This is a genomic window from Nostoc sp., assembly GCF_054880495.1.
This window is the reverse complement of the sequence record NZ_JBTYKD010000178.1, coordinates 1-24,710: the sequence shown is the minus strand read 5'-3', so window position 1 is coordinate 24,710 and position 24,710 is coordinate 1. Positions and strand designations below refer to the sequence as shown.

The window sequence follows — 24,710 nt, the reverse complement described above, 5'->3', positions numbered from 1 at the left end:
AATATTTCTGGATATAAACCGCCGATGAACGCCGATCATAAACCAAACTATACAATTTTAGAAGTTCAAGAACTTAATGTTAATTACGGCGGTATCCAAGCTCTGAAAAAGATTAATTTAATTATTCAAAAAGGCGAGGTAGTTACTCTAATTGGTGCTAATGGTGCTGGTAAAACTACCACACTCCGCGCCATATCTAAAATAGTTAATCCTCAGAGTGGCGTGATTATTTATAATGGACATAATATTACCCGCCGCCAAGCTCACGAGGTTGTAAAACTTGGTATCGCCCATTGTCCTGAAGGGCGCAGAGTATTAGCGCGGCAAACAGTATTTGATAATTTACTTTTGGGTGCTTATATTCGCTCCAATCAAGCCGAGATAAAAGCAGATGTTCAGCATCAATTTGAGCTATTTCCGCGTTTGTTACAAAGACGCAATCAACTAGCAGGAACCCTCAGTGGTGGTGAACAACAAATGTTAGCGATCGCTCGGGCTGTAATGAGTAAACCACAACTGTTACTTTTAGATGAGCCTAGCTTAGGTTTAGCACCTGCGATCGTCCGCGAAATCTTCTCGATTATTCAAAATCTCCGTGCTACAGGCGTGACTATTCTGTTAGTTGAACAAAACGCTAATCTAGCGCTACAAATTGCCGATCGCGGTTATGTTTTGGAAGCTGGTTCTATTACCTTAACAGGTACAGCATCAGAATTAATTAGTGATGAACGAGTTAGAAAAGCTTATTTAGGGTGATTAATTAAATTAAACCTTGGGAGGTACAAACACATGGTAAAATCACCAACGAAACCCCTAGCTTTAGAAGAGTTTTTGAAACTACCAGAAACAAAGCCTAGTTCAGAATATATCAACGGTCAAATTATTGAAAAGCCAATGCCACAGGGAAAACATAGTAAATTACAAGGTAAGTTAGTCACAGGTATAAATGAGGTGGTTGAGAGTCGAAAAATTGCCCTGGCTTTCCCAGAATTGCGATGTACTTTTGGTGGGCGTTCAATTGTCCCTGATGTAGCTGTCTTTGCTTGGGAGCGAATTCCCTTAGATGAACGTGGAGATGTGGCGAACGTCTTTAATACTTATCCAGACTGGACAATTGAGATTCTTTCACCAGATCAAAGTCAGACTAAAGTAACCGGAAATATCTTACATTGTCTAAAGCATGGTAGTCGTTTAGGTTGGTTAATTGATCCAGGCGATCGCTCTGTTTTAGTTTATCCACCAAAGCAGCAACCAGAACTTTTACAAGAAGAACAAGAAATATTACCAGTTCCCGATTTAGTTAGTAATCTTCAATTAACTGTAGGACAACTATTTGGATGGTTAAAGTTATAGTTTTTCCTAACATCATAGCCCCCTGCTCGCTTGCAAGGAGGGCGTTGGGGGTGGGGTTCAGTACCTACTTAACTGAGAACCGCTATATAAGCAAAGTATCGCTATCACAATCCTAAACATTTCAGCAGATTACTATAGTCGATATTGCTTTAGAAACTTGGCTAAAAAGGCTTTAAGTAAAACTACACTGACGCCACTGATAAGTTTTCCAAATAACTTATATTATTACAAATTATTACGATTTTGTCATATATTAATATTTGCAGGCCTCCTTGCAGATGCCTATATTTGTTTAGCGGCGAATTCTATTCACCAGAATAATTAAACCCATGAGTCAAATAGTCTGGATAGCAAGACACGCTAACCGCCTCGACTTCGTAAACCCTGATTGGTTTCTCACCGCCGAACGACGCTACGATCCACCCTTGTCTGACGATGGTAGGGTGCAGGCACAACAGTTAGCTAAAAGATTGAAAAGAGAGAATATTGCCCATATTTTTGCTTCTCCCTTCCTGCGAACCGTACAAACAGCAAACGCAGTTGCAGAAGTTCTCAACTTACCGATTAAATTGGAAATCGGCTTGAGTGAATGGCTAAACCCAGCTTGGATGACAGAAGAACCCGAAAGACTCTCAACTCCAGCATTAGCGCAGTTATTCCCCAGAATTGACACCAGCTATACTTCACGTATCGCCGCCAAATATCCTGAAACTCACGAAAAAGTCCGAGAACGTTCTGGGCAAACTGCTAGATGTCTAGCTACTGAGTTCATCCCAGAAGATATCCTGCTAGTAGCGCATGGTGCATCTGTGTTGGGTGCAGCAATGGGGCTAGTGGGAGAAATTGCCAAAATAGAAGTTAAAGCTTCTTTATGTTCGCTGGTAAAAGTGGTACGCGAGGAACCAGAATGGTTATTAGAACTAAAGGGAGATACTTCCCATTTAACCCACATTGAAGAAGTTATTCGATTTGCTTAAATCTCTAATCGAGATTTTAAATCATGGATTTCGCTATGTTGGGTATATTCTACAAAAAAAGTAATTAATTCACGAATAAGTTCTATGACGTTGTTACTTGCAGGAGACATCGGCGGTACGAAAACTATTCTGCAATTGGTTGAAACATCAGATTCAACCAGTTTACATACTATTTATCAGGAAAGTTTCCAGAGTGGCGATTTTCCTGATTTAGTACCGATAGTGCAGGAGTTTTTGGTTAAAGCTAATAGACCAATACCACAAAAAGCTTGTTTTGCGATCGCAGGTCCGGTTGTCCAAAATACTGCCAAGCTAACCAATTTGGCTTGGTTTTTGGATACCGAACGTCTAGAACAAGAATTGGGTATTCCGCACGTTTCTTTGATTAACGACTTCGCCGCCGTTGGTTATGGCATTTTAGGGTTACAAAAACAAGACTTGCTGACGTTGCAAGTTGGCAAATCTCAACCCGAAGCCCCCATTGGAATTATTGGCGCCGGTACTGGCTTAGGACAAGGATTTTTAATTAAGCAAGGACAGCACTATCAAGTCTTTCCCTCAGAAGGTGGACACGCTGATTTTGCTCCCCGGACCGAGTTAGAATTTCAATTGTTGAAACACCTGCTGGATAAACATGATATTCAGCGCGTTTCTGTAGAACGGGTAGTTTCTGGACTGGGAATTGTGGCAATTTATCAATTTTTGCGCGATCGCAAATTTGCTACCGAATCACCAGATATTGCCCAAATCGTTAGAACTTGGGAACAAGAAGCGGGACAGGAAGAGAAAAGTGTCGATCCCGGTGCTGCTATTGGTACAGCCGCACTCCAAAAATGCGATCGCCTTTGTGAACAAACTTTGCAATTATTTATAGACGCTTATGGTGCAGAAGCCGGCAATCTCGCCCTTAAACTGCTACCTTACGGTGGCTTATACATTGCTGGTGGAATTGCGCCCAAAATCCTGCCCTTAATCCAAAATAGTGGTTTCTTATTAAATTTCACCCAAAAAGGTAGGATGCGCCGCCTCCTCGAAGAGATCCCCGTGTATATTATCCTCAACTCGCAAGTGGGGCTAATTGGTGCTGCTTTATGTGCTGCTAGGTTATAACAGCTAGCATCATCAGTGAGATCAGCATCTCAAAAGGCAAAAAATATGACAATTAAAAGTCTGTTGCCATTAATCGCCGCTACCTTCGTCTGTGGTGGATCTGTTCTAGTGGAAGCGCGTCAACCTAAACCTCCAACGGCTGTTGTCAAACCAACAGTTTCTCAACCCGCGCAGCCAAAATGGAAATTATTCACCGCCCCAGATGGACGCTTTAGTATTTTGATGCCGGGAAACCCCAACAGAAATACCCAATACCAAAAAACTTACATGGGGAAAATTACCTTAAAAATATTTGTCGCTCAACCACCAAAACAGCAAGTAGCGTATGTAGTTGCTTACAATGATTTTCCTTATAGTTACGGTGAAATGGCTGATCCCCAAGCTGTACTTAATAATGCACGGGATATGGCTTTAAAGACTACGAAAAGTCATTTAATTAGTCAAGAAAATATTCGTAGTTCCAATAATCATCCTGGCAAAGAAATTGAGTACATCAATTCTGGAGGGAAAATCACTAGAAGTAGAATGTATGTTGCTGAAGGACGATTGTATCAAGTAATGGCAATAACTACAAAAAAACAGCAGAAGACATTAGCTAAAACCATTACTGGGTATTTAAATTCCTTTCATGTAGTTTTGAAAAAGTGAAATAATTAAAACCTTTACTATATTAGCCTTGCAATCAATTGCAAGGCTAATAAGTAAGTAAGTAGGTCAAATTAAATATAAAATCTCACCCTGCCTCCGGCTTCCTTCTCCGAACTCACGGAGAGGGATTGAGGGTGAGGTTTGATCTTATGTTTAATTACGCCTACCTACTTAGGCACAAATAATTGAAGATATTACAGCTATTTTCAGGTAAATAGACCACGTGGTAGGGGCACAGCATTGCTGTGCCCCTACAACAGATGTAGTTCAGCCAGCGACTCAAGTCTCTTTTCTTACTTTTGCAAAAGGTTGATTGTAGGATGTGTTATGGCTTCTCCAATGCACCGCAAACCGGATAAAGAATTTTGGATTGTCGCTAACAAGATTTTTCCATTGACTCCCCACTCCCCATTCCCCACTTCTGCTGTATTTTAATTATTTAATTTCTTTAGCTCATTATCATACAACTTATACGCTACTCAACCGCTTGCTCAAACATGATTTCTACCACTAGAATGTCATACTAAAAATAATTAGCAAATTACACACAACCAAGTGAAATAAATAGCTGATATTTGATACCGCCGTTACCTCTTAGGCTTTGAAAATGAAACATTTATTAACGAGTCAAAAGAATTTGATTACTGGTGGCAGCCTAGGTCATATATCTACAGAAATCAGTCAATCTATGAAGGCAAAATATACTTGTCTTTGCTGTTCAAATGCTTTACTCCGTCACGTCCATTCGGGAGTAGTTTACTGGCGTTGTAGCTACTGCTATCAGGAAATGCTAGTTGAGAAAACGATACGAGTAAAAATGAAGAATGTCTCTATATCGGATCATCCTCTAATTTGTGATCTAAAATTCGTCGTCTTGCCTAATTAATCATTGGTATCCCTCATGAATTTATTTGAATCTAATCAGTCAGAGTTTGCCTGGTGGGTAGAAATTAACACCATTGTTCCGCACTGTACTTATTACTTTGGGCCTTTTGATAGTGAAAAAGAGGCACAACTTTCTAGAAGTGGCTACGTCGAAGACTTATATCAGGAAGGAGCCAGAGACATCATTGCACTAGTCAAAGAATGTCAGCCTGATGTCCTAACAATTTTTCCGGAGGAAGCACAAGTCCAAATATTTAGTTTTTGAAGCCTGTCTTGGAGATATTTTGCTAAAAGGGGTTTTTCGATAATAGACATCTTCAGAAATTAATTATGCGTTACCCGAAATCCTTGGTAGGCACAATTCATCTAGACGCATACTCATAGATCGAAGCAAGCTACGCAAAGCGCGTTGCCCTGAGCTTGCTTGCCGTACTCAGCAGGAGTTGCAAGCTACGCGCAGCGTCTGGTAGAGAAGCGGCTACTCTCCGAGTTCTCCAACGGACTACCCGCACGGTATTTTCCCTACCTCACTATGTATAATATAACAATTTTGACGTATAATTTCTACTGCTTATACAACTATAATTTTTGAGCAAGTAAGTATTCATAACTAAGCTCTCTCTCAATCTTTACTTAACCATTACAGAGCAAAGCTTGAGATGTATAAGATCAACGTATAACGTTTGAGTTGGTTACAAAGATTTAACAAAAGGAGAGTATACTTTGGGATTTTGTATAAGATTAATCGAGTATAATGGTGATATCACATAAAAAGTGATGAAATTTCAGATATTTAACAAAAGTTAAAGTTCATGATTTGAGGAGCAGGGTTTTTGTCCTATGGTCAAGCGATCGCTCCAGATATCACTCACTGGCATTCAAGAGGCGAAAAGAGCATTTGCTCGTAAGGGCTGGACACAAGACAATCTGGCAACAGAAGTTAACCTCAAGACTAGACAACCAATTTGGCGGTTTTTCAGTGGCCGTCCGGTTGAGCGTCATACCTTTATTGAAATTTGTTCGGTGTTGTCCCTGAATTGGCGGGAGATTGCTACCAATCCTCCGGCAGAATTCGGTGAAGGAGAGGAATTCATTCAACCGTCTGTCCTAGAGATTGATGCCTTAGTGCAAAAAGTGCGATCGCAGCGCTTCGACAAAATTCAAGATCAGTGTGGTATTTTGCAGTTATTGGATATCAACCGTCCAGTTGCGATCGATAACATATATATAGATGTGAATATTTTGGAGTCAATTGCCAGTCAACAGTACTTAGAAATCACTGAGCTGCAAAACATTGATCCCAAAGAATTTGACCGTTTTGGCTTAGGTGAGGCTGACCAGAACCACGTACCTGGTACACAGGCAGTTGAAAAATGCTCCAAGCTTAGGGTGCTAGGCAAACCAGGAATAGGTAAAACAACTTTTTTGCAATATCTCGCCATTCAGTGTAACCAAGGCGCATTTGCGGCAAATCAAGTTCCGATCTTCATCACACTGAGAAATTTTGCCGAAGAGTCTAAATTCACCAACGAGTTCAGCCTATTAAAGTACATTCGCCAGGAGTTTCACACATCTAGAATTTCCGATCCCTCAGTCATCGAAACCTTGCTTAATGCAGGCAGAGTGTTACTGTTGCTTGATGGCATGGATGAAGTTCTTAACCAACAAAGCAATGCTGTCTTAAACGAAATTCGCAAATTTTCAGAGAAGTATCACAAAAATCAGTTTGTGGCCACCTGTCGAACAGCAGTTCAAAAGCTCAGACTCCGAGGTTTTACCGATGTTGAGATTGCCCCATTTACCTTAGAACAAATCCGAGCCTTCGCTCAAAAATGGTTTGTGGCCTTTCCCAAGACCAACACTCAAGATAGTCTGGCGCAGTCGATTCAGTTTATTCAAAAGTTGGAGTTAGATGAAAACTGGGAATTTCGCCAACTCGTCGTCACACCCCTATTTCTGCATCTTGCCTGCTGGGTGTTTCACGGTCAAGAAAAATTCCCGACTAAGCGGACTGACTTTTATAAACAAGGTCTAGACCTAGTGTTGGGTAAATGGGACGAAGCCAGAGGCATTGAACGGGATGACGTTTACCGAGGGTTTTTATTACCACAAAAGCTCAAATTATTGAGTCAGATTGCAGCAGCGACATTTGAGCAAGGGCAGTACTTTTTTGAGCAACGCATTGTTGAGCAATATATTGGTGAGTATATTCAGAATCTAACCGACACACCAATGGATGCAGAGGAACTGCAAATAGAAAGCGAAGCGGCGCTGAAGGCAATCGAGGCTCAACATGGGCTACTGGCAGAACGGGCGCGAGGAATTTTCTCCTTCTCCTATCTGGCGTTTCAAGAATATTTAACTGCGAGAAAAATCGTTGCCAGCCATAACCTACAGGCATTTGAGCAAGCGCTGGGAGGTCTGGTCAGTCATATCACTGACCCGCACTGGCGCGAAATCTTCTTGTTAACGGCTACCATGCTTCGGAGTGCAGACGGGCTGGTACTGTTGATGAAGCAACAGATTGATACACTGGTTGCCCAAGATCCTTATTTACAAGAATTTTTGACGTGGGCTAGCCAAAAATCTCGCACGATTCCCATCCAAACAAAAGATGCCACAGTTCGAGCATTTTACCTTGCCTTGAGTCGGACTCCTCATATAGCTTCTCACTTTGCCCTAGCCAGCAGCCTTGACCAGGGGATGTTTCTGGATGTAGCATTAGATGACCTGCTGCTGGAGTGTGCAATTGATGGGAACCAGGACTTTGCCCACATCCACGCCTGTGGAGAAGCTCTCTCGAACATTCTGGGCATTGTTTTGGATGTCGGACTCCATAAATCTCTGCAAAAACTCTCTGACGAATTGCCAAATTCTCGTCAAAGTCAAGAACGGTTTGGGCTATGGGGGCAGACGAACTATTCAGCTTGGGCTGAACAGTTAAAGATGACGGTGATTAATTATCGCAATATTAACCACGAGTGGCAGTTTAGTCCTGAGCAACAGCAAGTGCTGCAACGTTACTATGATGCCAATCAGTTACTACTCGATTGCCTGCATAGCAATTCTGAAGTCACGGCTGCTATCAGAGAGGAAATTGAAGCCACCTTATTGCTGCCTCAGAAGGAACTTGAGGACAGAGAATGGCAATAGTTAATGTTAGGTGAACTACTCAGACTTGCTTAAGGCTTCCGGAACTCGTTAACCCTTTACAGCTATCTGAACCATAGATTTTCGTAACTTAAAAAGTTTTGTGTCGTAATTAATCAATTCATTTAGGAAATCAAACAACACCCGTTCATAGTACAAGAACAGAACCTGGTAATTTTAACCATTAAGTCGTTCTCTGCTACTTTTTATTTAACGTATCCGGTCGTCTCGTCCCCTTAAGACGATAGATTTTTCGCCTCACTTTGCACTTCAAGCCCTAATTGCAGGTCTTATTATGAATTTAATCAATGACTTTTGCTTGACAGTTGGGATACTCAAAGGTGTACAAGTCCTCGTTGTAGACAACGATCGCGATAGTAGAGATTTGTACGCATTTTTACTCAAAGACTTGGGCGCAAATGTGATTACGGCTGGTTCGGTAAAAGAAGCTTTAGAAATCCTGAGTTCTTTCACGCCGAACATCCTAGTCTGTGAAATTAGGTTCTTAGGTGAAAGTATTTATACATTGATAAATACATTGAGTGCTATGGAAGCAGACAATGGAAATCATATCCCAATCATGGTGACTTCAACATCTACCACAGGTACTCATGACCAAATTCCAGACGTAGAGTTTGCAGAATATTTACTTAAACCATTAGACATTGACAAATTTGTTTCGATAATTAGGAATCAAGTACAGTCAGATGTTGTGGAAAAATGTTTTCCCGAACTACTAGTTTTACACTAGTTGATAACGAAATATTTATTCTTGAAAAACAACTCGCAGTTTACAAACAACAAAAACGCGAGTTAATCCAACAGCTATTAACAGGTAAAAAACGAGTCAAACTAGAATAGAGGGCTTGGATCTTCTACCTACTCACTAAAATCGCATTTTTGCGATAAAATTAATAGTATGCGTACTAACCTTTCACTTTAATAATGATACAAATACGTTGGTAGGGGCACAGAAAAAGCTCATTGGTGTCAACTTAACGTAGAAGTTAGGCAAGGCATGCTTTCGAGGTTTCACCCTCACAAGAACAGCCCCTCTCCCAATTTTGGGAGAGGGGAGCAAATTCTCTAGTTCCCCGAATCCCAACTTGGGATTCGGGGTTAGGGGATGAGGGCAAAACGCCTTCTCAAAGCAGATTTTTTCTGAAGTTGACACCAATGAGCATTGCTCTGCCCCTACGAGAAATCTATATGTATCAGGGTTTGTGTGAAATGGTATAACCTGCTCCCATAGGATGCCAGAAACACGGATTATTTTATTTCAGGATGATAGAGGATAACCAAGTTCCAGATCAAGAAATTGATTTAGCATTAACATACAAAAATTTATTCATCCTAAATTCAGAACTTCATACTTATATCGAACCAGAGGAACAAATAGATGAAGAAAACTAGTGATGCACTGAAAATCATTAAAAGAATGATCAAAGAAGATCCAGAATTACAAGAGATGGTTAGAGAATCATCTGTAAATGCTCAAGTATCTCAAATCATCTACGATGCACGTAAACAAGCGGGCTAACCCAGCAGCAACTAGCTGATTTAGTCGGTACTACCCAGTCAGTCATTGCTCGATTGGAAGATGCTGACTATGAGGGACATTCTTTGTCTATATTGGCTCCGATTGCAGCAGCTTTAAATCAAAAAGTATAAATTAAAATGTCACCTAAAGAAGTTGCTTAAAACCCATCAACAATTTGTTTTAAATAGCTAGCCCTACTTTAAATTTATCATTCAGCAGAATTTTCAACCTCTCCCAGGTTTGATCAGTTAGTTTCGCTCTGAATATATTAATAATTATGATTAATATGAGAATTGCTATAGTAAGGATGCAGTTAAAGCTTTACTGTCAGGTTAGTGCTGGAAAAGAAAACTTGTATGATCGTTGTTAAAGTTCTCCTTTAGTTATATTATGAGCGAATTACAGATCCAACTAGTAACTGATACCTGGATAGCAGTAACTTGGGATGAATATATCCAAATAATTGAAAATACTGCCTATGAAAAAGCCAAGGGTTACTACCACAATGGACAGATGAGGATTGAAATCTACGCACTCGGCCATGACCACGCCTGCGACAACACAATTATTGCCTTTGCTGTTAACCTTTTTTGCACAATCAAAGGCATCCTCGCCAAAGGCTTAACTAACTGTACTTACCGGAAAACCGGCTTTAATGAAGCTCAACCGGATGTGTCTTACTATATTGGCGAGAATGCTGATGTTATTCCTTATGGAACTTCAATCATTAATCTAGATATATATCCACATTGGCGAGAATGCTGATGTTATTCCTTATGGAACTTCAATCATTAATCTAGATATATATCCACCACCAGATTTAGTTATTGAAGTTGCTAATACTTCACTTGCTGATGATCAAGGCAAAAAACGACTTTTGTACGAAGATTTAGGAGTGAAAGAATACTGGATTTTAAATGTCCAGAATGTGCAAGTTATGGCTTTTGCTATTGAAAACCAAGGTAGTAGGCGGATTACAGAATCTCAGGTATTACCAGGATTAACAATTTCTTTATTAAACGATGCATTACGGCGAACTCGTCAAATAAATCAAAGTCAAGTTGGTGCTTGGTTATTAACCCAATTTCAGCAATGATTACTTAAAGTATTCTCAATAAGCGTAGGGTAGCTATAGGAATTGTAATTTGTTTTTGAAAAAATCTAAGTAGTCTTGTCGGGTATGCGGGGAGCATCTCACTTTCCTAAAAAGCCTGATAAAACCTCACCCCAACCCTCTCCTTATTAAGGAGAGGGAGCAAGAATGTTGTTTCTCATCTGGTATATTTGCTTTCACTGAGATGCTCCCGCGTATGCGTTTCATGGTTACTGAGCTTGCCGTTGGCGCAGCCTCTCGTAGAGAAGTATTGATTGGGAATCAGTGGTTTATTTTCGCCATGTTCTACTAGTTGTTATAAGTAGGCAAACTCCCCCCACGTTATACTAGTGGTTAAAGTCACCCATTTAGGTGAAGACATACAGCTATGTAATGCATATTATTAAGGAAGATTAAGCAACTATGAAGCTAATTATGCCTCTAGTTGTGAATTTACTTATAAATATTTAATCCAAAAGTTTGAAAAAACCCTATTCCTGCAATGCCCTCTAACTGAGGACTACTCGCATAAAACAAGATTCATAGGCTTCTAGATATGGCTACGCACATAGAATTTCCAGTTATAGGCAAAGTTAAGTATCCATTACGCTGGCTGATGGGGCTGATGGCAGGGAGTACCTTGGTTGTTGGTACAGTCACAGCCTATACCCTGGTAAATCAAGGGAGAAAAGAAGATATTACTCAATTAACTGTGCCAGTGGCAGCGCAAAATGTTACTTTGCGGATTACAGCTAGTGGCAAAGTCGTGCCAGTTAAGAGCGTAAATATTAGCCCGAAGAACCCCGGAGTGCTATCGCAATTATATGTGGAACAAGGCGATCGCATTCGACAAGGGCAAATTCTCGCGCGTATGGATAGTGCCAGCATTGAAGCCCAAAGCAGCCAGTACCGTGCTAACTTAGCCCAAAGTCAAGCCCAACTAGCCGAAGCTGTTGCTGGTAGTCGTCCTCAAGAAATAGCTCAAGCTAGGGCGCGGTTAGCACAAGCTCAAGCCCAGTTTGCCGCCGCGCGGGCTGGTAATCGTCCCCAAGAGGTTGCTCAATCTCAATCCCAAGTGGATGCGGCTCAAGCAAAGGTGAATTACAACACTCAACAGGTAAAGCGTTATCAATACCTATACGAACAGGGAGCCGAGAAAAAACAATTATTCGATCAAGCTATCAGTGAAGACAAAAGTGGTAGAGCCAATTTAGAAGAAGCTAAAAAACGATTTTCGTTAGTCGAAAGTGGCACTCGGACTGAGGAAATCGAGCAACGCCAAGCTGCTGTCAATGAAGCACGCGCAGCATTAGTTCTGTTGGAAGATGGCACCCGTTCTGAAGAAATTGTCCAGCGTCAAGCAGCTGTTGCTGCTGCTGAGGCTCAATTGAAGGGTGTGCAAGTGCAGTTGGAAGATACAATTATTCGCGCTCCTCTTTCGGGAATTGTCACGCAAAAGTATGCCGAACCAGGGGCGTTTGTCACACCCACAACTTCTGCTTCTAGCAGTGCGTCGGCAACTTCCAGTTCAATTGTCGCTGTCGCACGCGGTTTAGAAATATTAGCTCAAGTTCCTGAAGCCGATCTTGGCAGAATCAAACAGGGACAGCAGGTGGAAATTGTCGCCGATGCCTATCCCGATCAAGTTTTTAAAGGTCATGTGCGCCTGATTGCTCCAGAAGCTGTGGTGGAACAAGGTGTGACATCCTTCCAGGTGCGGGTTGCTCTCGATACTGGCACAGATAAACTGCGTTCTGGCTTAAATGTGGATCTGACTTTTTTAGGCGATCGCGTCAATAATGCCTTAGTATTACCAACGGTGTCAATCGTCACCGAAAAGGGTAAAACTGGCGTACTTGTACCAGATGCAAACAATAAACCCCAATTCCGCGAAATTACAGTTGGGGCGCAAATCCAAGAGCAAACTCAGATTTTAGAAGGAGTTAAAGAAGGCGATCGCATTTTTGTTAATCCACCCAAAGACTACAAAATCGAGAAGGCAAAAGAGCAACAGAAAAAATGAACCCAAATTGCATAGGTAGTATTGTTTGAGATTCCCCCGGAACAGGCTTTTAATCTAAAATCTAAAATCCAAAATCCAAAATTGGCATGAACTTTTTAGAAAGTGTCCAAATGGCGGGTAAAACCCTGCTGTCAAATAAGCTGCGTAGTGCCCTCACCATGCTGGGTATAGTTATTGGTAACGCTTCAGTAATTGCCATGATTGGCATTGGCGAAAGTGGGCAAAAGTATGTGAATAAACAGCTGGAGTCATTAGGGCCAAATGTGCTGTTTGTGATTCCAGGTAATCGAGAAACTCAGCGTATCTCCTTTGAAGTACCAAAAACTCTGGTGTTGCAAGATGCCAATGCGATCGCCTCTCAGGTACCAACAGTAGTAGGAGTTGCGCCAGAATTAAACAGAAGACAGGTAATTACATACCGCAACAGAAACACCGATGTTAATATCATTGGCACAGCTCCCAGTTTTCTGTCGGTGCGGGATTTTGAAACTGCTAAAGGCAGGTTTTTCTCTGAGGTAGATATCAAGCGAAGCAACCAAGTTGTTGTGCTAGGTGCAAACTTGGCAGAAAAACTATTCGGTAATAGTAACGCTGTCGGTCAGCAATTGCGAATCGGAAATACTAGCTTTCAAGTGATTGGGACGTTAACAGCCAAAGGTTCCAGCGTGGGAGCAGATTATGATGAAGCTGCCTTAATACCGATTACGACTTCCGCAAACCGACTTGTGGGAAAGAATTCTCCCTATGGTATCGCCTTAGATTATCTCGTCGCTGCCGCTCGTGATTCAGACAGTGTGGATGCAGCAGAATTTCAAATTACTAATTTGTTGCGTCTACGGCACAAAATTAATGGTGAAGATGACTTTACTCTTCGCTCTCAAAAGGATGCTTTGCAAACTGTGGGTCAAATTACAGGCGCATTGACAACTATGCTAGCAGCGATCGCCGGCATATCGTTGTTTGTCGGTGGCATTGGCATCATGAATATTATGCTAGTCTCCGTCACCGAACGCACCCAAGAAATCGGATTGAGGAAAGCGATCGGGGCAACTGAGCAAGATATTTTGCTACAGTTCATCATTGAGGCAGTAATAGTTTCTGCCGCTGGTGGCTTAGTTGGGACTGCGGTTGGTATCAGTGGCATTCTATTAGTGGGAGCCTTGACTCCTTTAGAAGCGAGTCTTTCTCCAACGGCGATTATTATGGCAGTTGGTGTCTCTGCTGGTATTGGTTTATTCTTTGGTGTTGTTCCTGCACGTCGTGCTGCTAAACTTGACCCGATTGTGGCTCTTAGAAGTGCTTAGTCATGGGAATGGCATTGGTGTCAACTTAACGTAGAAGTTAGCCTTGGCAAGCTTTCGAGGTTTGACCCTCACAAGAACAGCCCCTCTCCCAATTTTGAGAGAGGGGAGCAAATTTTCTAGTTCCCCTTCTCCCAAGTTGGGAGAAGGGGTTAGGGGATGAGGGCAAAACGTCCTCTCAAAGCAGATTTTTTCTGAAGTTGACACCAATGAGCTTTTTCTGTGCCCCTACGAGAAATCTATATGTATCAGGGTTTGTGTGAAATGGTATTACCTGCGGGTAGTAGCAAGCCAAGACGGATCTGCCTATTAGAGTCAGCTTTCGAGTACATATAATACCTCTTTTTGACAAGCCTGATTATGTCTAGATATTTATTTAGTTACACTAATAATTAGGTATACATATTCTCAAAAAGACTGTATAATTTTTAAAATACGTTAAAACGACCGATAAACAGTAATATGTCATCTAAGTGACGTAGATACCTACCAGTCAATTATTTAACTGGACTAATTAACACATCTGTCTTATTGCTTGAGTTGGAGTTGTGCAATCTAAAATAGTCTGCATTCACGATAATTACAAGGAAAAGATTTCATGAGCAACATACAACTGTACTTCGCCAAAGCCTCTACCTTCTCTCAACGGACTCGTGTAGTCTTACTGGAAAAAGGCATTGACTTCACCCCGATAGAAATTGACTTACAAAATAAACCAGATGGGTACACGCAGATTTCGCGCTATGGCAAAGTTCCAGCTATCAAACATGGGGATGTTGAAATTTACGAGTCCGCCATTATCAATGAATATCTAGATGAGGTTTTTCCAGAACCACCTTTATTACCCCGCGATCGCGCAGCTAAAGCGATCGCTCGCATCTGGATAGACTACGCCAATACTCGCTTTGTCCCAGCTTTTAACAAATTTCTGCGCGGTAAAGATAGCCAAGAACAAGAACAAGGAAGAAAAGAGTTCACAGAAGCACTTCTATATATTGAACAAGAAGGATTAGGCAAAGGTGATTACTTATTAGGAGATCAGTTTAGCCTAGTTGATATCAGCTTCTATCCTTGGTTTGAACGTTTACCACTCTTAGAACACTTCCGCAAATTCACACTACCACCAGAAACACCTCGTTTGCAGACATGGTGGAATCTGGTACGCGATCGCTCCTCAATTCAAGCGGTAGAAAATCCTGTGGACTTCTATTTGCAAAGATTTGCCAAAATTCTCGGTGAACCGATTCCCGTTGGTGCAGCACAAAAATAGGACACAGGGCTGTGGTGATGGGAGTGAATCATTAACTGTTAAGTATTGACCAAAAATTAACCAAAATCCAAAATGGGATGACCTATGAGCTTAAATAACCAAGTTCTAGATAGACCGATTTCCCAAGAACTGCCATACGTAGAGGCTAACCTCACTTACCTGATTCCAATGGCAGAAAAACCTGTTAACTATACCTACGAACCGCCAGCCGGGATTCCTCCCACAAATGCAAGCTATCAGACGCACAAACTACCCATCTACAACGCTCGTTCTATCTCAGAGAAAATCTCGTTAGATAAAGAAGGTTTTGCGTTTACTCGACATACTACTAATGTGCGCGACTTTTATGACGAAGACGAAGTTCGCCGCGTCTACTACCCAGAAGCCGAGCAATTATTAAAAGAGGTGACAGGTGCAACGAAGGTAGTAATATTCGATCACACCCTGCGTAATGCTGGTAAGTCCAAGTCAGGTGAGAATAATATTAAAGAACCTGCCAAGCGCGTACACAATGACTTCACTGCCAAATCAGGCTATGCTCGGGCCCGTTTGGAACTAGCAGCGCGGGGGATAGATGGCATTGATGCGCTACTAAAACAACGATTTGCCATCGTTAATGTTTGGCGAGCGATCGCACAACCAATTCAAGAGTCACCATTAGCAGTGTGTGATGCCCAGAGCATTCCCATAACAGACCTTGTAGCTGGTGATTTAGTGTACCGCGATCGCATCGGTGAAACATACGGAGTCACGTATAACTCCAAACATAAATGGTTCTACTTCCCACAAATGCACAGAGACGAGGCACTATTTATCAAGTGTTTCGACTCCGCAGAAGACGGACACGCACGTTTTGCAGCCCATACAGCCTTTGAAGACCCCACCAGCCCAGCCAACGCTCCCCCACGAGAAAGCATCGAACTACGAACATTCGTCTTTTACCCCGCATAGATAGCAAAAACTTCCTCTAACTCTTACTCTCTGCGTGAGACAAATCCATAATTTTATTTAACTTGGAGTAACTACCATGACTTCCCAACACTTTGACATCAAACCAATTGCCGGACGTATCGGTGCAAAAATCATCGGTCTTGACTTGAGCAGTAACCTCAGCAACGAAATCATCAGCGATATCCGTAAAGCTTTAGTTAAACACAAAGTCATCTTCTTCCGAGAGCAGAACCTTGACGCTCAAGGACAAGTAGCCTTTGCCCGACGCTTTGGGGAAGTCACTACAGCCCATCCCACCGTTCCCTCATTGCCAGAAAACCCAGAAGTTCTTGACCTGAATTATGGCAAGACTGTGAGTCGCGCCAATAACTGGCATACCGATGTCACATTTGTAGACCGTCCGCCCCTTGGTTCCGTTTTACGGGCGTTGGTCATCCCACCATCAGGAGGTGACACTATTTGGGCAAACTCCGTGACTGCTTACGAAGATTTACCAGAACACCTACGTAATATTGCTGATAAACTCTGGGCAGTACACAGCAACACCTACGATTATGCAGCAGCAACAATTGACTTACCAAAAGAAGTTTTAGAGCATCGGGCTGTTTTTACCTCAACTTTATACGAAACCCTGCATCCAGTTGTCCGCGTGCATCCTGAATCCGGTGAACGTGGCTTATTTATTGGTGGTTTCGTGCGCCGCCTGCGGGGTTTATCGCAGAATGAATCCGATGAAATCGTGAAATTGCTACAAGCTCATGTCACACGTCCAGAGAACACAGTCCGGTGGCGTTGGAAAGTTGGCGATGTAGCTTTCTGGGATAATCGTGCTACTCAACATTATGCGATCGCAGACTACGGCAATCAACCTCGCCACGTTCAACGAGTAACTATTGTTGGTGATATTCCCGTTGGTATTGATGGTAAACAAAGTGAAGCCATTAAGGGAGACTCGTCTGCATATAACCGACGTGAACCCGCTTTAGTTTAAAAGAGATTAGGGACTGGGAATCAGTATAGACTTCTTGCATAAATCAAAAAAAGAACCCCACCCCGCCTTTGACTTACGTCAAATTCTCCCCTCCCCGCACGCGGGGAGGGGCTGGGGGTGGGGTGTTAGGGACTTTTGCAAGAGGTCTTATGAAGGACGGGTTTTACGAGAAAATCTTGTTTTACCCCGTCCAGTTAACCAATTTACCCAAGTTGTATCTCCTGAATTAGTCGAACGATTGCATTTTTTCATGAAACTCTTTTACACACCTAACTCCCCGTATGCACGCATAGCAAGAATAGCTTCACTAGAACTGAATCTCAGTGAGCAGATCGAAATGCAAAAAGTCACTGTACGAGTTCCGAACAGCGAACTACTGAATTACAATCCCACAGGTAAAGTCCCAACACAAATGTTACTGTGCGAGTTTTGTTTTCAGATGCACAATATTTATTTTTTATCTCACGCAGAAACGCAGAGGTGCAGAGAGTAATTAAGAGGTTGTTTTAAAAGTAGTTGGCTGTGATTTTAGGCACTTATTTATACCCCCTAGCCCCCCTTCAAAAGGGGGGAAACCGGATCAAAGTCCCCCTTTTGAAGGGGGATTTAGAGGGATCTAGAACGTTTTGCTATCGACAAGAGGACTTTTAAAACATCCTCTAAGAGTATTATTAATTACGAATTACGAACTTGTACTGAGCGCAGCCGTTGGCGCAGCCTCTCGTAGAGAAGTATTACGAATTACGAATTATGTCCGCCTCAGCTATTCTGTTTGATTTAGATGGGACTTTGACAGATCCCAAGCCTGGCATTACTCGCTGCATTCAGTTTGCTTTATCTGAACTCGGTCATAGATCACCCGATGCTGATGAATTACATTGGTGTATTGGCCCTCCAATCAAAGACAGTTTTTCGCTGCTACTGAAGACTTCAGATGACACAGTTTTAGAACAAGCCATTTCACTTTATCGCAGTCGCTTTGCCACGATAGGATTATTTGAAAACTCCCTTTATCCCCAGATTTCAGAAACCTTAGACGCTATTCGTTTTGCTGGTTATAAGACTTTTGTTGCGACTTCTAAACCACATATTTATGCTACGCAGATCATTGAACATTTTGGCTTGTCGTCGCTTTTCAATTGGGTTTACGGGAGTGAACTTGACGGCACGCGGAGTGTAAAAGCTGACTTGATTTATCACATCTTAGTCACAGAACAGCTTTCACCTTTAACTGTGGTTATGGTAGGCGATCGCTCTCACGATATGATTGGAGCCAAGCACAATCATCTGACTGCAATTGGTGTCACTTATGGCTACGGAACTGAGGAAGAGTTAATAACTCACGGTGCTGATTTTATTGCCCATTCTCCAGGTGATATTCCCAGATTACTTGTTCACGGCTATGTTACATCCCAAAATTAGAAAAGCAAAAGAATCAGATGCACAAGGCATTTTTAAAATTATTAGAGAATTAGGTTGGTTTGCATGGGTGAATTCAACGTCTCAGGAAACAACTGTCGCCCAAATTCAGCGGAATGTTAATATACTAAAAGTCGATAGATTTATGATTGTTTATCAAAATATCTTTGCTAGCAATAATTCTCTATGTCTGAAAAATATCGCTTTGAAACATTGCAAGTCCATGCGGGACAAGAACCAGCTGTAGGAACTAATGCCCGCGCTGTACCGATTTATCAAACAACGTCATATGTTTTTGACGATGCGGATCATGGGGCGCGGTTGTTTGCCCTGCAAGAGTTTGGCAATATCTACACGCGAATCATGAATCCGACAACGGATGTATTTGAAAAGCGAATTGCTGCTTTAGAGGGGGGTGTAGCAGCCTTAGCTACCTCTAGTGGTCAGGCGGCGCAGTTCTTGGCTTTAAGTACGATCGCTCAAGCTGGGGATAATATTGTTTCCACCAGTTTTTTATATGGGGGAACCTATAACCAATTTAAAGTTGCTCTACCACGTTTAGGTATAAATGTCAAATTTGTCGAAGGAGACGAGGTAGAAAATTTTCGTCAGGCGATCGACGATCGCACAAAAGCATTGTATGTGGAAACCATCGGCAATCCCCAATTCAATATACCCGACTTTGTTGCCTTAGCCCAAATTGCTCATGAAAATGGAATTCCCCTGATTGTCGATAATACCTTTGGGGCTGGCGGATATCTGGCTCGACCAATTGAACACGGTGCCGATATTGTAGTCGAATCTGCAACTAAGTGGATTGGTGGTCACGGCACTTCTATCGGTGGCGTAATTGTCGATTCTGGGAAATTTGACTGGGGTAATGGCAAATTTCCCGTCTTTACTGAACCATCCCCCGGTTATCATGGCCTGAATTTTCAAGAAGTATTTGGTGTAGGTAGTAAATTTGGTAATATTGCCTTTATTATCCGTGCCAGAGTAGAAGGTTTAAGGGATTTTGGCCCCTCATTGAGTCCATTTAACGCCTTTCTGTTATTACAGGGATTAGAGACTCTTTCTCTGCGTGTAGACCGCCATGTGAGCAACGCTTTAGAATTAGCCCAGTGGTTAGAAAAGCAACCACAAGTAGCATGGGTCAATTATCCAGGACTTTCCCATCACCCTGCTCATGAGCGAGCCAAAAAATATCTCAGACACGGATTTGGCGGAGTATTAAATTTTGGTATCAAAGGCGGACTAGAAGCGGGTAAAACCTTTATTAATCATGTCAAATTGGCAAGTCATTTAGCAAACGTTGGGGATGCTAAAACGCTGGTTATTCATCCTGCTTCCACAACCCATCAACAACTAAGTGATACAGAACAACTTTCCGCCGGTGTGACACCTGATTTAGTGCGTGTATCAGTGGGAATTGAACACATTGACGATATCAAAGAAGATTTTGAGCAAGCATTTCAACAGATTAGTTATTAGTCATTGGTCATCTTCCCCAAATCTCAAATTCTTAATTTTGAATTTTGAATTTTGAATTTATTGTCTCCTCAGTTAGTATTAGATGAATTATCAGCACTTGATTTCACCACAAACTCAGTATTATCATTTGCCGATACCATTTGAGTTAGAAGGAGAGGAAGTTTTAACTGGAGTTCAGGTCGCTTATCGAACTTGGGGAAAGTTAAATTTGGAAGGCGATAATGGAGTGCTAATTTGTCATGCTTTAACTGGTTCGGCTGATGCAGATGACTGGTGGGAAGGTTTGTTAGGTTCAAAAAAAGCACTGGATAGCGATCGCAATTTTATTGTATGCAGCAATATTTTGGGCAGTTGTTACGGCACTACCGGAGCAACTAGCATCAATCCCCAAACAGGAATCCGTTATGGCGGATCATTTCCAGCAATTACGATTCGGGATATGGTTCATTTACAAGCTGCACTGATTAAATATCTGGGAATTAAATCTTTACAGCTAGTAATTGGTGGGTCACTCGGTGGGATGCAGGTACTAGAGTGGGCGTTATTATATCCAGAAATCGTGCAAGCGATCGCACCCATTGCCACTTCCGGTAGACATTCAGCTTGGTGTATTGGGTTGAGTGAAGCCCAAAGACAGGCTATCTATGCCGATCCCAATTGGCTTGGGGGTGACTACACACCAGAACAGCCACCAAACCAAGGATTAGCTGTAGCGCGGATGATGGCGATGAGTACTTACCGTTCTTGGCAGACCTTTACAGAACGTTTTGGACGACAGTATGATGCTTCTGCTGACCAATTTGCGATCGCTAGCTACTTACAACATCATGGTCAAAAGCTAGTAGAGAGATTTGATGCCAATACTTACATCACTCTCACCCAAGCGATGGATAGTCATGATATTGCTCAAGGTCAAGACTATAAATCTGTTCTGCAAAGCATTAAACAACCTGCTTTAGTTGTTGGTATTGATTCTGACATTCTTTATCCGCCGATAGAACAAGAAGAACTAGCAGATTTAATTCCTCATGCTCAACTAGGTTTGCTAAAATCAATTTACGGTCACGATGCTTTTTTAATTGATACAGAAGCTTTAAATGAGTTAGTAATTAACTTTCAACGATCTTCAGGTAAGTAGGAAGGCACAATTAAATATAAGATAAAACCTCACCCTCAATCCCTCTCCGTGAGTTCGGAGAGGGAAGCCGGAGGCAGAGTAAGGTTTTATATTTAATTTGACCCACTTACTTATCATGTAGAACTACATTGAGCTTTTGTAATTTTGTGTTAACCGAACCCCATATTCTTGAATCATTAAGTCGAGCCTATATCCGAGCAGTCGCAGGTAAAGTAGGCTTAAATCTTTCTATCCGCGAATATGATTATGGGGTAGATGGCAACTTTGATGAAATTATTATCCGTAACAATCGACGGGTATAATCAGGTTTTTCGCTCAGTTTTCAACTAAAAGCTTCAACCAATGGCAGCGAGATAATAACACTATTACCTACGATTTGGAAGCCAAAACTTACAATGATTTAGTCATTCGCCGCAATTTTCGGATGGCTGTACCTTGTATCCTCATCCTATTTGCCTTAGCTCCAGATTCATCCCAATGGTTAACATACGATGAGGATGAAATGCGTCTGCGTGGAAGTTGTTATTGGGAATACATAAGCGGCAAACCAACTACCAATCGCCAAAGTGTTAGAATCAAAATCCCTCGACAACAACGCTTAACTCCAGAATCGTTGCTAGATTTAATAGAGAAGGTCAAAACAGGAGAGTGGTAATGGTACAACAAATTTCAACAGAGGAATCACAAACCCACCCTCTCCACATAACTGATGTCGTCAGCTACCTCCAGCAACAAGGATGGCAAGCAGTAAATCATCCTAATCCACGTTTGTTGGTATTTCAAGGTGACAAAGATGACGCAGGTGATCCCATCCAGCTTGTGTTACCCAGTCAAAACACCTTTGAAGATAGCGATCGCCTACTCAAAAAAGCTATAAATTTATTAGTGACGATTGAAGACAAATCCCCGCAAGAAATTATCGACATAATTACTCAAACACCTGCCAAATCAAGTTAATTGAGTATTTAGTAGTGACATTCTGGGTTAATTTATCAAAATTATTAATGATATGAGTCACATTTGCGGAATGTGGGTTGTAAAATTTGGATGGCAGTTTGCAGGCATGATGAAAGGAAAAACACTTTCATAAGCTTTAGCTGCTTGCAAGACTAGTAAATCTTTATATTTTGCAGCAACAATTTGTATACCAACAGGCAAACCGTTTTTGGTGAAACCACAAGGTAAAGATGCAGCAGGTTGTTGTGTAAGGTTGAAAGGATATGTAAAAGGTGTCCAATCTCGGTGCTGATGATCAATAGATGATTGAGGTCGATTTTGTCCAACGGGAAAAGCAGCTATCGGTAAGGTGGGAGTAAGTAATAAATCATAGTTTTGATGAAATCTTTGCATTTGCCGTCCCAATGCTTCACGGGCATCTTGGGCGTTGAGATATTCTACTAAGGTGAGGCGATCGCCTTCTTTGGCTGTAGCTTGCAAACCTTCTTCAATTACAGCTTGTTGTTCTGGACTAAAGCCACGCAATAACTTAGCTGCGCCAGCTTGCCAAAAGGTTTGAAAAATGGGGCGAGGATTTACAAAACCTGGATCAACTTCTTCGACAATCGCACCGAGTTTAGCAAAAACATCAACTGCGGCTTTAACCAAAGCAGCTACTTCTGAATCAACCTCAGCGTAGCCAAAGTTGGGACTGTAAGCAATTTTCAATCCGGCTACACCCCTGTCTAAATCAGAAGTATAGTCTTGTTTGTCATCTGGTAAAGCATACCAATCACGTACATCAGAATGGGCGATGACATTTAATGTGAGTGCGGCATCAGTGACGGTGCGAACCAAAACGCCAATATGAAACAATGATCCAGTATGGGCTGATGGGTAGCCAGAAACACGTCCAAAAGTCGGTTTCAAACCAAACACACCTGTTAACGCCGCCGGTGTTCTTGAAGATCCACCACCATCTGTACCAAGATGCAGTGTTCCCATGCCCAATGCAGCAGCGACAGCAGCACCTCCGCTACTTCCTCCAGGAGTCAAATCTGTATTCCAAGGATTGCGGGTGATACCAGTAAGTGGACTGTCGGTGACACCCTTCCAACCAAATTCCGAGGTTGTGGTTTTTCCTAATAAAACTGCTCCCTGTTCCCGCAGACGAGCCACCGCAGGCGCATCTTCTTCCCAAGGTTGATGGGAGATTATCGCTTTACTCCCTCGGCGCGTTGGTAAACCCTTGGTTAATAGTAAATCCTTGACGGTAAAAGGTATACCATCCACTAAGCCACGGGGATTTCCATTTAGCCAACGCACTTCTGAGGCTTGGGCTTCAGCCAGAGCAGTCTTTTCATCTATGATCGCAAAGGCGTTAACTGAGCTATTGTAAGTATTGATCCGTTCTAGGGCAGCTTTCGTTGCTGTAACTGGTGATAACTGGCGATCGCTATATAGCGATAACAGTTGAGAAGCAGAAAAATCAGCAATGTTTGACATATTTCGGTTTGAATAGATTTAGTGAAACTACGGCTTAGTTAAGCAGTTTGGAGTAAGTTGCTAATTGTCAGACGTAACAAGTGCTATCGCAAAACCGTCATACCCTTTATTGCCTACAGTCTGGATTGCAGTTGCACTCACACGTGGTTCATGTGCGAGTAACTCATTAAAACGACGTACTCCTTGAACACTAGGATCATCGCTGTTCGCCTCAATTACAGATCCATTGCGTACAACGTTATCAGCGATAATCAGGCTACCCCGCCGGGAAAGCTTTAACGCCCATGCGAAGTATTCTGGATTGCTGGGCTTGTCTGCGTCAATAAAAATCAGGTCAAATGGATTGTATCCCTCGTTAGCTAGTTGCGGCAGTGTCTCTACTGCCCGGCCAACGCGCACCTCGACAAGATGAGCCAGACCAGCGCGGTTTATATTCTCGCGGGCAACTTCAGCGTGCTTGGGATTTGACTCTAGGGTGATCAAATGACCGTCAGCTGGCAATGCTCTGGCTAACCAAATTGTACTGTAGCCGCCTAACGTACCAATTTCCAGAATAGTGCGTGCTTTATGAATTAAGGCTAATAGCATGAGCAGTTTACCTTGGTTTGGCGAAACATTCTGTGGTGGTAAACCAGCCGCATCACTAGCCGCAAGAACAGCATTTAACACAGGGTCATAAGGTATAAGCAAATCAGTAATGTAACGATCAACTTCTGTCCATAGTTCTTGAGTCATAACTCTTCTTTCGGTAACAGTAACAGCACTTTTTAGTTTACCTTGGTTTGGCGAAACATTATGTGGTGGTAAACCAGCCGCATCACTAGCCGCAAGAGCAGCATTTAACACAGGGTCATAAGGTATAAGCAAATCAGTAATGTAACGATCAACTTCTGTCCATAGTTCTTGAGTCATAACTCTTCTTTCGGTA

25 protein-coding genes and 1 pseudogene are annotated in these 24,710 nt (G+C 42.2%); 24 read left to right on the top strand and 2 right to left on the bottom strand.

The genetic code is table 11. The annotated features are described in order from the left end of the window. The first annotated feature begins 24 nt into the window (after positions 1–24). The 24 genes and pseudogenes from ACYTXL_RS17685 to ACYTXL_RS17570 all read left to right on the top strand — a co-directional run bounded on the left by ACYTXL_RS17685 (position 25) and on the right by ACYTXL_RS17570 (position 22,297). Entirely contained in the window at positions 25–756 is a 732-nt protein-coding gene (locus tag ACYTXL_RS17685; protein ID WP_461925882.1) for an ABC transporter ATP-binding protein, read from the top strand. Positions 757–789: 33 nt separating this feature from the next. After that, positions 790–1,353, top strand: coding sequence for a Uma2 family endonuclease (locus ACYTXL_RS17680; RefSeq protein WP_461925880.1), 564 nt, complete (start codon positions 790–792; stop codon positions 1,351–1,353). A 329-nt stretch (positions 1,354–1,682) separates the two neighbouring features. After that, a complete protein-coding gene (locus ACYTXL_RS17675; protein WP_461925879.1) occupies positions 1,683–2,330 on the top strand; it encodes a histidine phosphatase family protein in 648 nt (215 codons plus the stop codon). 84 nt (positions 2,331–2,414) lie between these two features. Continuing rightward, entirely contained in the window at positions 2,415–3,440 is a 1,026-nt protein-coding gene (locus ACYTXL_RS17670) for a glucokinase (RefSeq protein WP_461925878.1), read from the top strand. 45 nt (positions 3,441–3,485) lie between these two features. After that, positions 3,486–4,088, top strand: a complete 603-nt coding sequence (locus ACYTXL_RS17665) for a hypothetical protein (RefSeq protein ID WP_461925877.1) — start codon at positions 3,486–3,488, stop codon at positions 4,086–4,088. 901 nt (positions 4,089–4,989) lie between these two features. Continuing rightward, positions 4,990–5,238, top strand: coding sequence for a DUF1816 domain-containing protein (locus ACYTXL_RS17660; RefSeq protein ID WP_461925876.1), 249 nt, complete (start codon positions 4,990–4,992; stop codon positions 5,236–5,238). 575 nt (positions 5,239–5,813) lie between these two features. Further along, entirely contained in the window at positions 5,814–8,126 is a 2,313-nt protein-coding gene (locus ACYTXL_RS17655) for an NACHT domain-containing protein (RefSeq protein WP_461925875.1), read from the top strand. A gap of 292 nt (positions 8,127–8,418) precedes the next feature. Continuing rightward, the gene (locus tag ACYTXL_RS17650; protein WP_461925874.1) at positions 8,419–8,874 is read left to right on the top strand and encodes a response regulator; all 456 of its coding nucleotides are present in this window, start codon (positions 8,419–8,421) and stop codon (positions 8,872–8,874) included. A gap of 648 nt (positions 8,875–9,522) precedes the next feature. Beyond that, entirely contained in the window at positions 9,523–9,663 is a 141-nt protein-coding gene (locus ACYTXL_RS17645; RefSeq protein WP_461925873.1) for a hypothetical protein, read from the top strand. A 23-nt stretch (positions 9,664–9,686) separates the two neighbouring features. Next, positions 9,687–9,794, top strand: a pseudogene (locus tag ACYTXL_RS17640) (helix-turn-helix domain-containing protein); the annotation flags it as partial. A 259-nt stretch (positions 9,795–10,053) separates the two neighbouring features. Continuing rightward, the gene (locus ACYTXL_RS17635) at positions 10,054–10,428 is read left to right on the top strand and encodes a PDDEXK family nuclease (RefSeq protein WP_461925872.1); all 375 of its coding nucleotides are present in this window, start codon (positions 10,054–10,056) and stop codon (positions 10,426–10,428) included. Further along, positions 10,400–10,759, top strand: a complete 360-nt coding sequence (locus ACYTXL_RS17630) for a Uma2 family endonuclease (protein ID WP_461925881.1) — start codon at positions 10,400–10,402, stop codon at positions 10,757–10,759. The genes ACYTXL_RS17635 and ACYTXL_RS17630 overlap by 29 nt, the downstream gene beginning before the upstream one ends. Before the next feature lie 553 nt (positions 10,760–11,312). Next, on the top strand, positions 11,313–12,779 hold the full coding sequence (locus tag ACYTXL_RS17625; RefSeq protein ID WP_461925871.1) for an efflux RND transporter periplasmic adaptor subunit: 1,467 nt from the start codon (positions 11,313–11,315) through the stop codon (positions 12,777–12,779). An 86-nt stretch (positions 12,780–12,865) separates the two neighbouring features. Beyond that, complete coding sequence (locus ACYTXL_RS17620; protein WP_461925870.1) at positions 12,866–14,083, top strand: ABC transporter permease; 1,218 nt, start codon at positions 12,866–12,868, stop codon at positions 14,081–14,083. Positions 14,084–14,678: 595 nt separating this feature from the next. Then, entirely contained in the window at positions 14,679–15,350 is a 672-nt protein-coding gene (locus ACYTXL_RS17615; protein WP_461925869.1) for a glutathione S-transferase family protein, read from the top strand. 84 nt (positions 15,351–15,434) lie between these two features. Further along, positions 15,435–16,301 carry a CmcJ/NvfI family oxidoreductase gene (locus tag ACYTXL_RS17610; protein ID WP_461925868.1) on the top strand — a complete coding sequence of 289 codons (867 nt, stop codon included), beginning with the start codon at positions 15,435–15,437 and terminating at the stop codon, positions 16,299–16,301. 76 nt (positions 16,302–16,377) lie between these two features. Beyond that, positions 16,378–17,292, top strand: coding sequence for a TauD/TfdA dioxygenase family protein (locus ACYTXL_RS17605; RefSeq protein WP_461925867.1), 915 nt, complete (start codon positions 16,378–16,380; stop codon positions 17,290–17,292). 250 nt (positions 17,293–17,542) lie between these two features. Further along, positions 17,543–17,785 carry a glutathione S-transferase N-terminal domain-containing protein gene (locus ACYTXL_RS17600; protein ID WP_461925866.1) on the top strand — a complete coding sequence of 81 codons (243 nt, stop codon included), beginning with the start codon at positions 17,543–17,545 and terminating at the stop codon, positions 17,783–17,785. 215 nt (positions 17,786–18,000) lie between these two features. Continuing rightward, positions 18,001–18,714, top strand: coding sequence for an HAD family hydrolase (locus tag ACYTXL_RS17595; RefSeq protein ID WP_461925865.1), 714 nt, complete (start codon positions 18,001–18,003; stop codon positions 18,712–18,714). 183 nt (positions 18,715–18,897) lie between these two features. Continuing rightward, a complete protein-coding gene (locus tag ACYTXL_RS17590; protein ID WP_461925864.1) occupies positions 18,898–20,202 on the top strand; it encodes an O-acetylhomoserine aminocarboxypropyltransferase/cysteine synthase family protein in 1,305 nt (434 codons plus the stop codon). Between the two features lie 82 nt (positions 20,203–20,284). After that, positions 20,285–21,340: a homoserine O-acetyltransferase MetX gene (metX, locus tag ACYTXL_RS17585; protein WP_461925863.1), complete on the top strand. Its 1,056-nt coding sequence runs from the start codon at positions 20,285–20,287 to the stop codon at positions 21,338–21,340. 146 nt (positions 21,341–21,486) lie between these two features. Then, positions 21,487–21,642 (top strand): hypothetical protein, encoded by a 156-nt coding sequence (locus tag ACYTXL_RS17580; protein WP_461925862.1) that lies wholly within the window; start codon positions 21,487–21,489, stop codon positions 21,640–21,642. 74 nt (positions 21,643–21,716) lie between these two features. Continuing rightward, the gene (locus ACYTXL_RS17575) at positions 21,717–21,995 is read left to right on the top strand and encodes a DUF4365 domain-containing protein (RefSeq protein WP_461925861.1); all 279 of its coding nucleotides are present in this window, start codon (positions 21,717–21,719) and stop codon (positions 21,993–21,995) included. Beyond that, positions 21,995–22,297 (top strand): hypothetical protein, encoded by a 303-nt coding sequence (locus ACYTXL_RS17570; RefSeq protein WP_461925860.1) that lies wholly within the window; start codon positions 21,995–21,997, stop codon positions 22,295–22,297. Before ACYTXL_RS17575 ends, ACYTXL_RS17570 begins: the two co-directional genes overlap by 1 nt. Positions 22,298–22,354: 57 nt before the next feature. Here the strand turns inward: ACYTXL_RS17570 and ACYTXL_RS17565 are convergent, their stop codons facing one another. Both ACYTXL_RS17565 and ACYTXL_RS17560 read right to left on the bottom strand, forming a co-directional pair. After that, on the bottom strand, positions 22,355–23,782 hold the full coding sequence (locus tag ACYTXL_RS17565; RefSeq protein ID WP_461925859.1) for an amidase: 1,428 nt from the start codon (positions 23,780–23,782) through the stop codon (positions 22,355–22,357). A 60-nt stretch (positions 23,783–23,842) separates the two neighbouring features. After that, the coding region (locus ACYTXL_RS17560; protein ID WP_461925858.1) for an O-methyltransferase at positions 23,843–24,710 on the bottom strand (868 nt) is incomplete at its 5' end.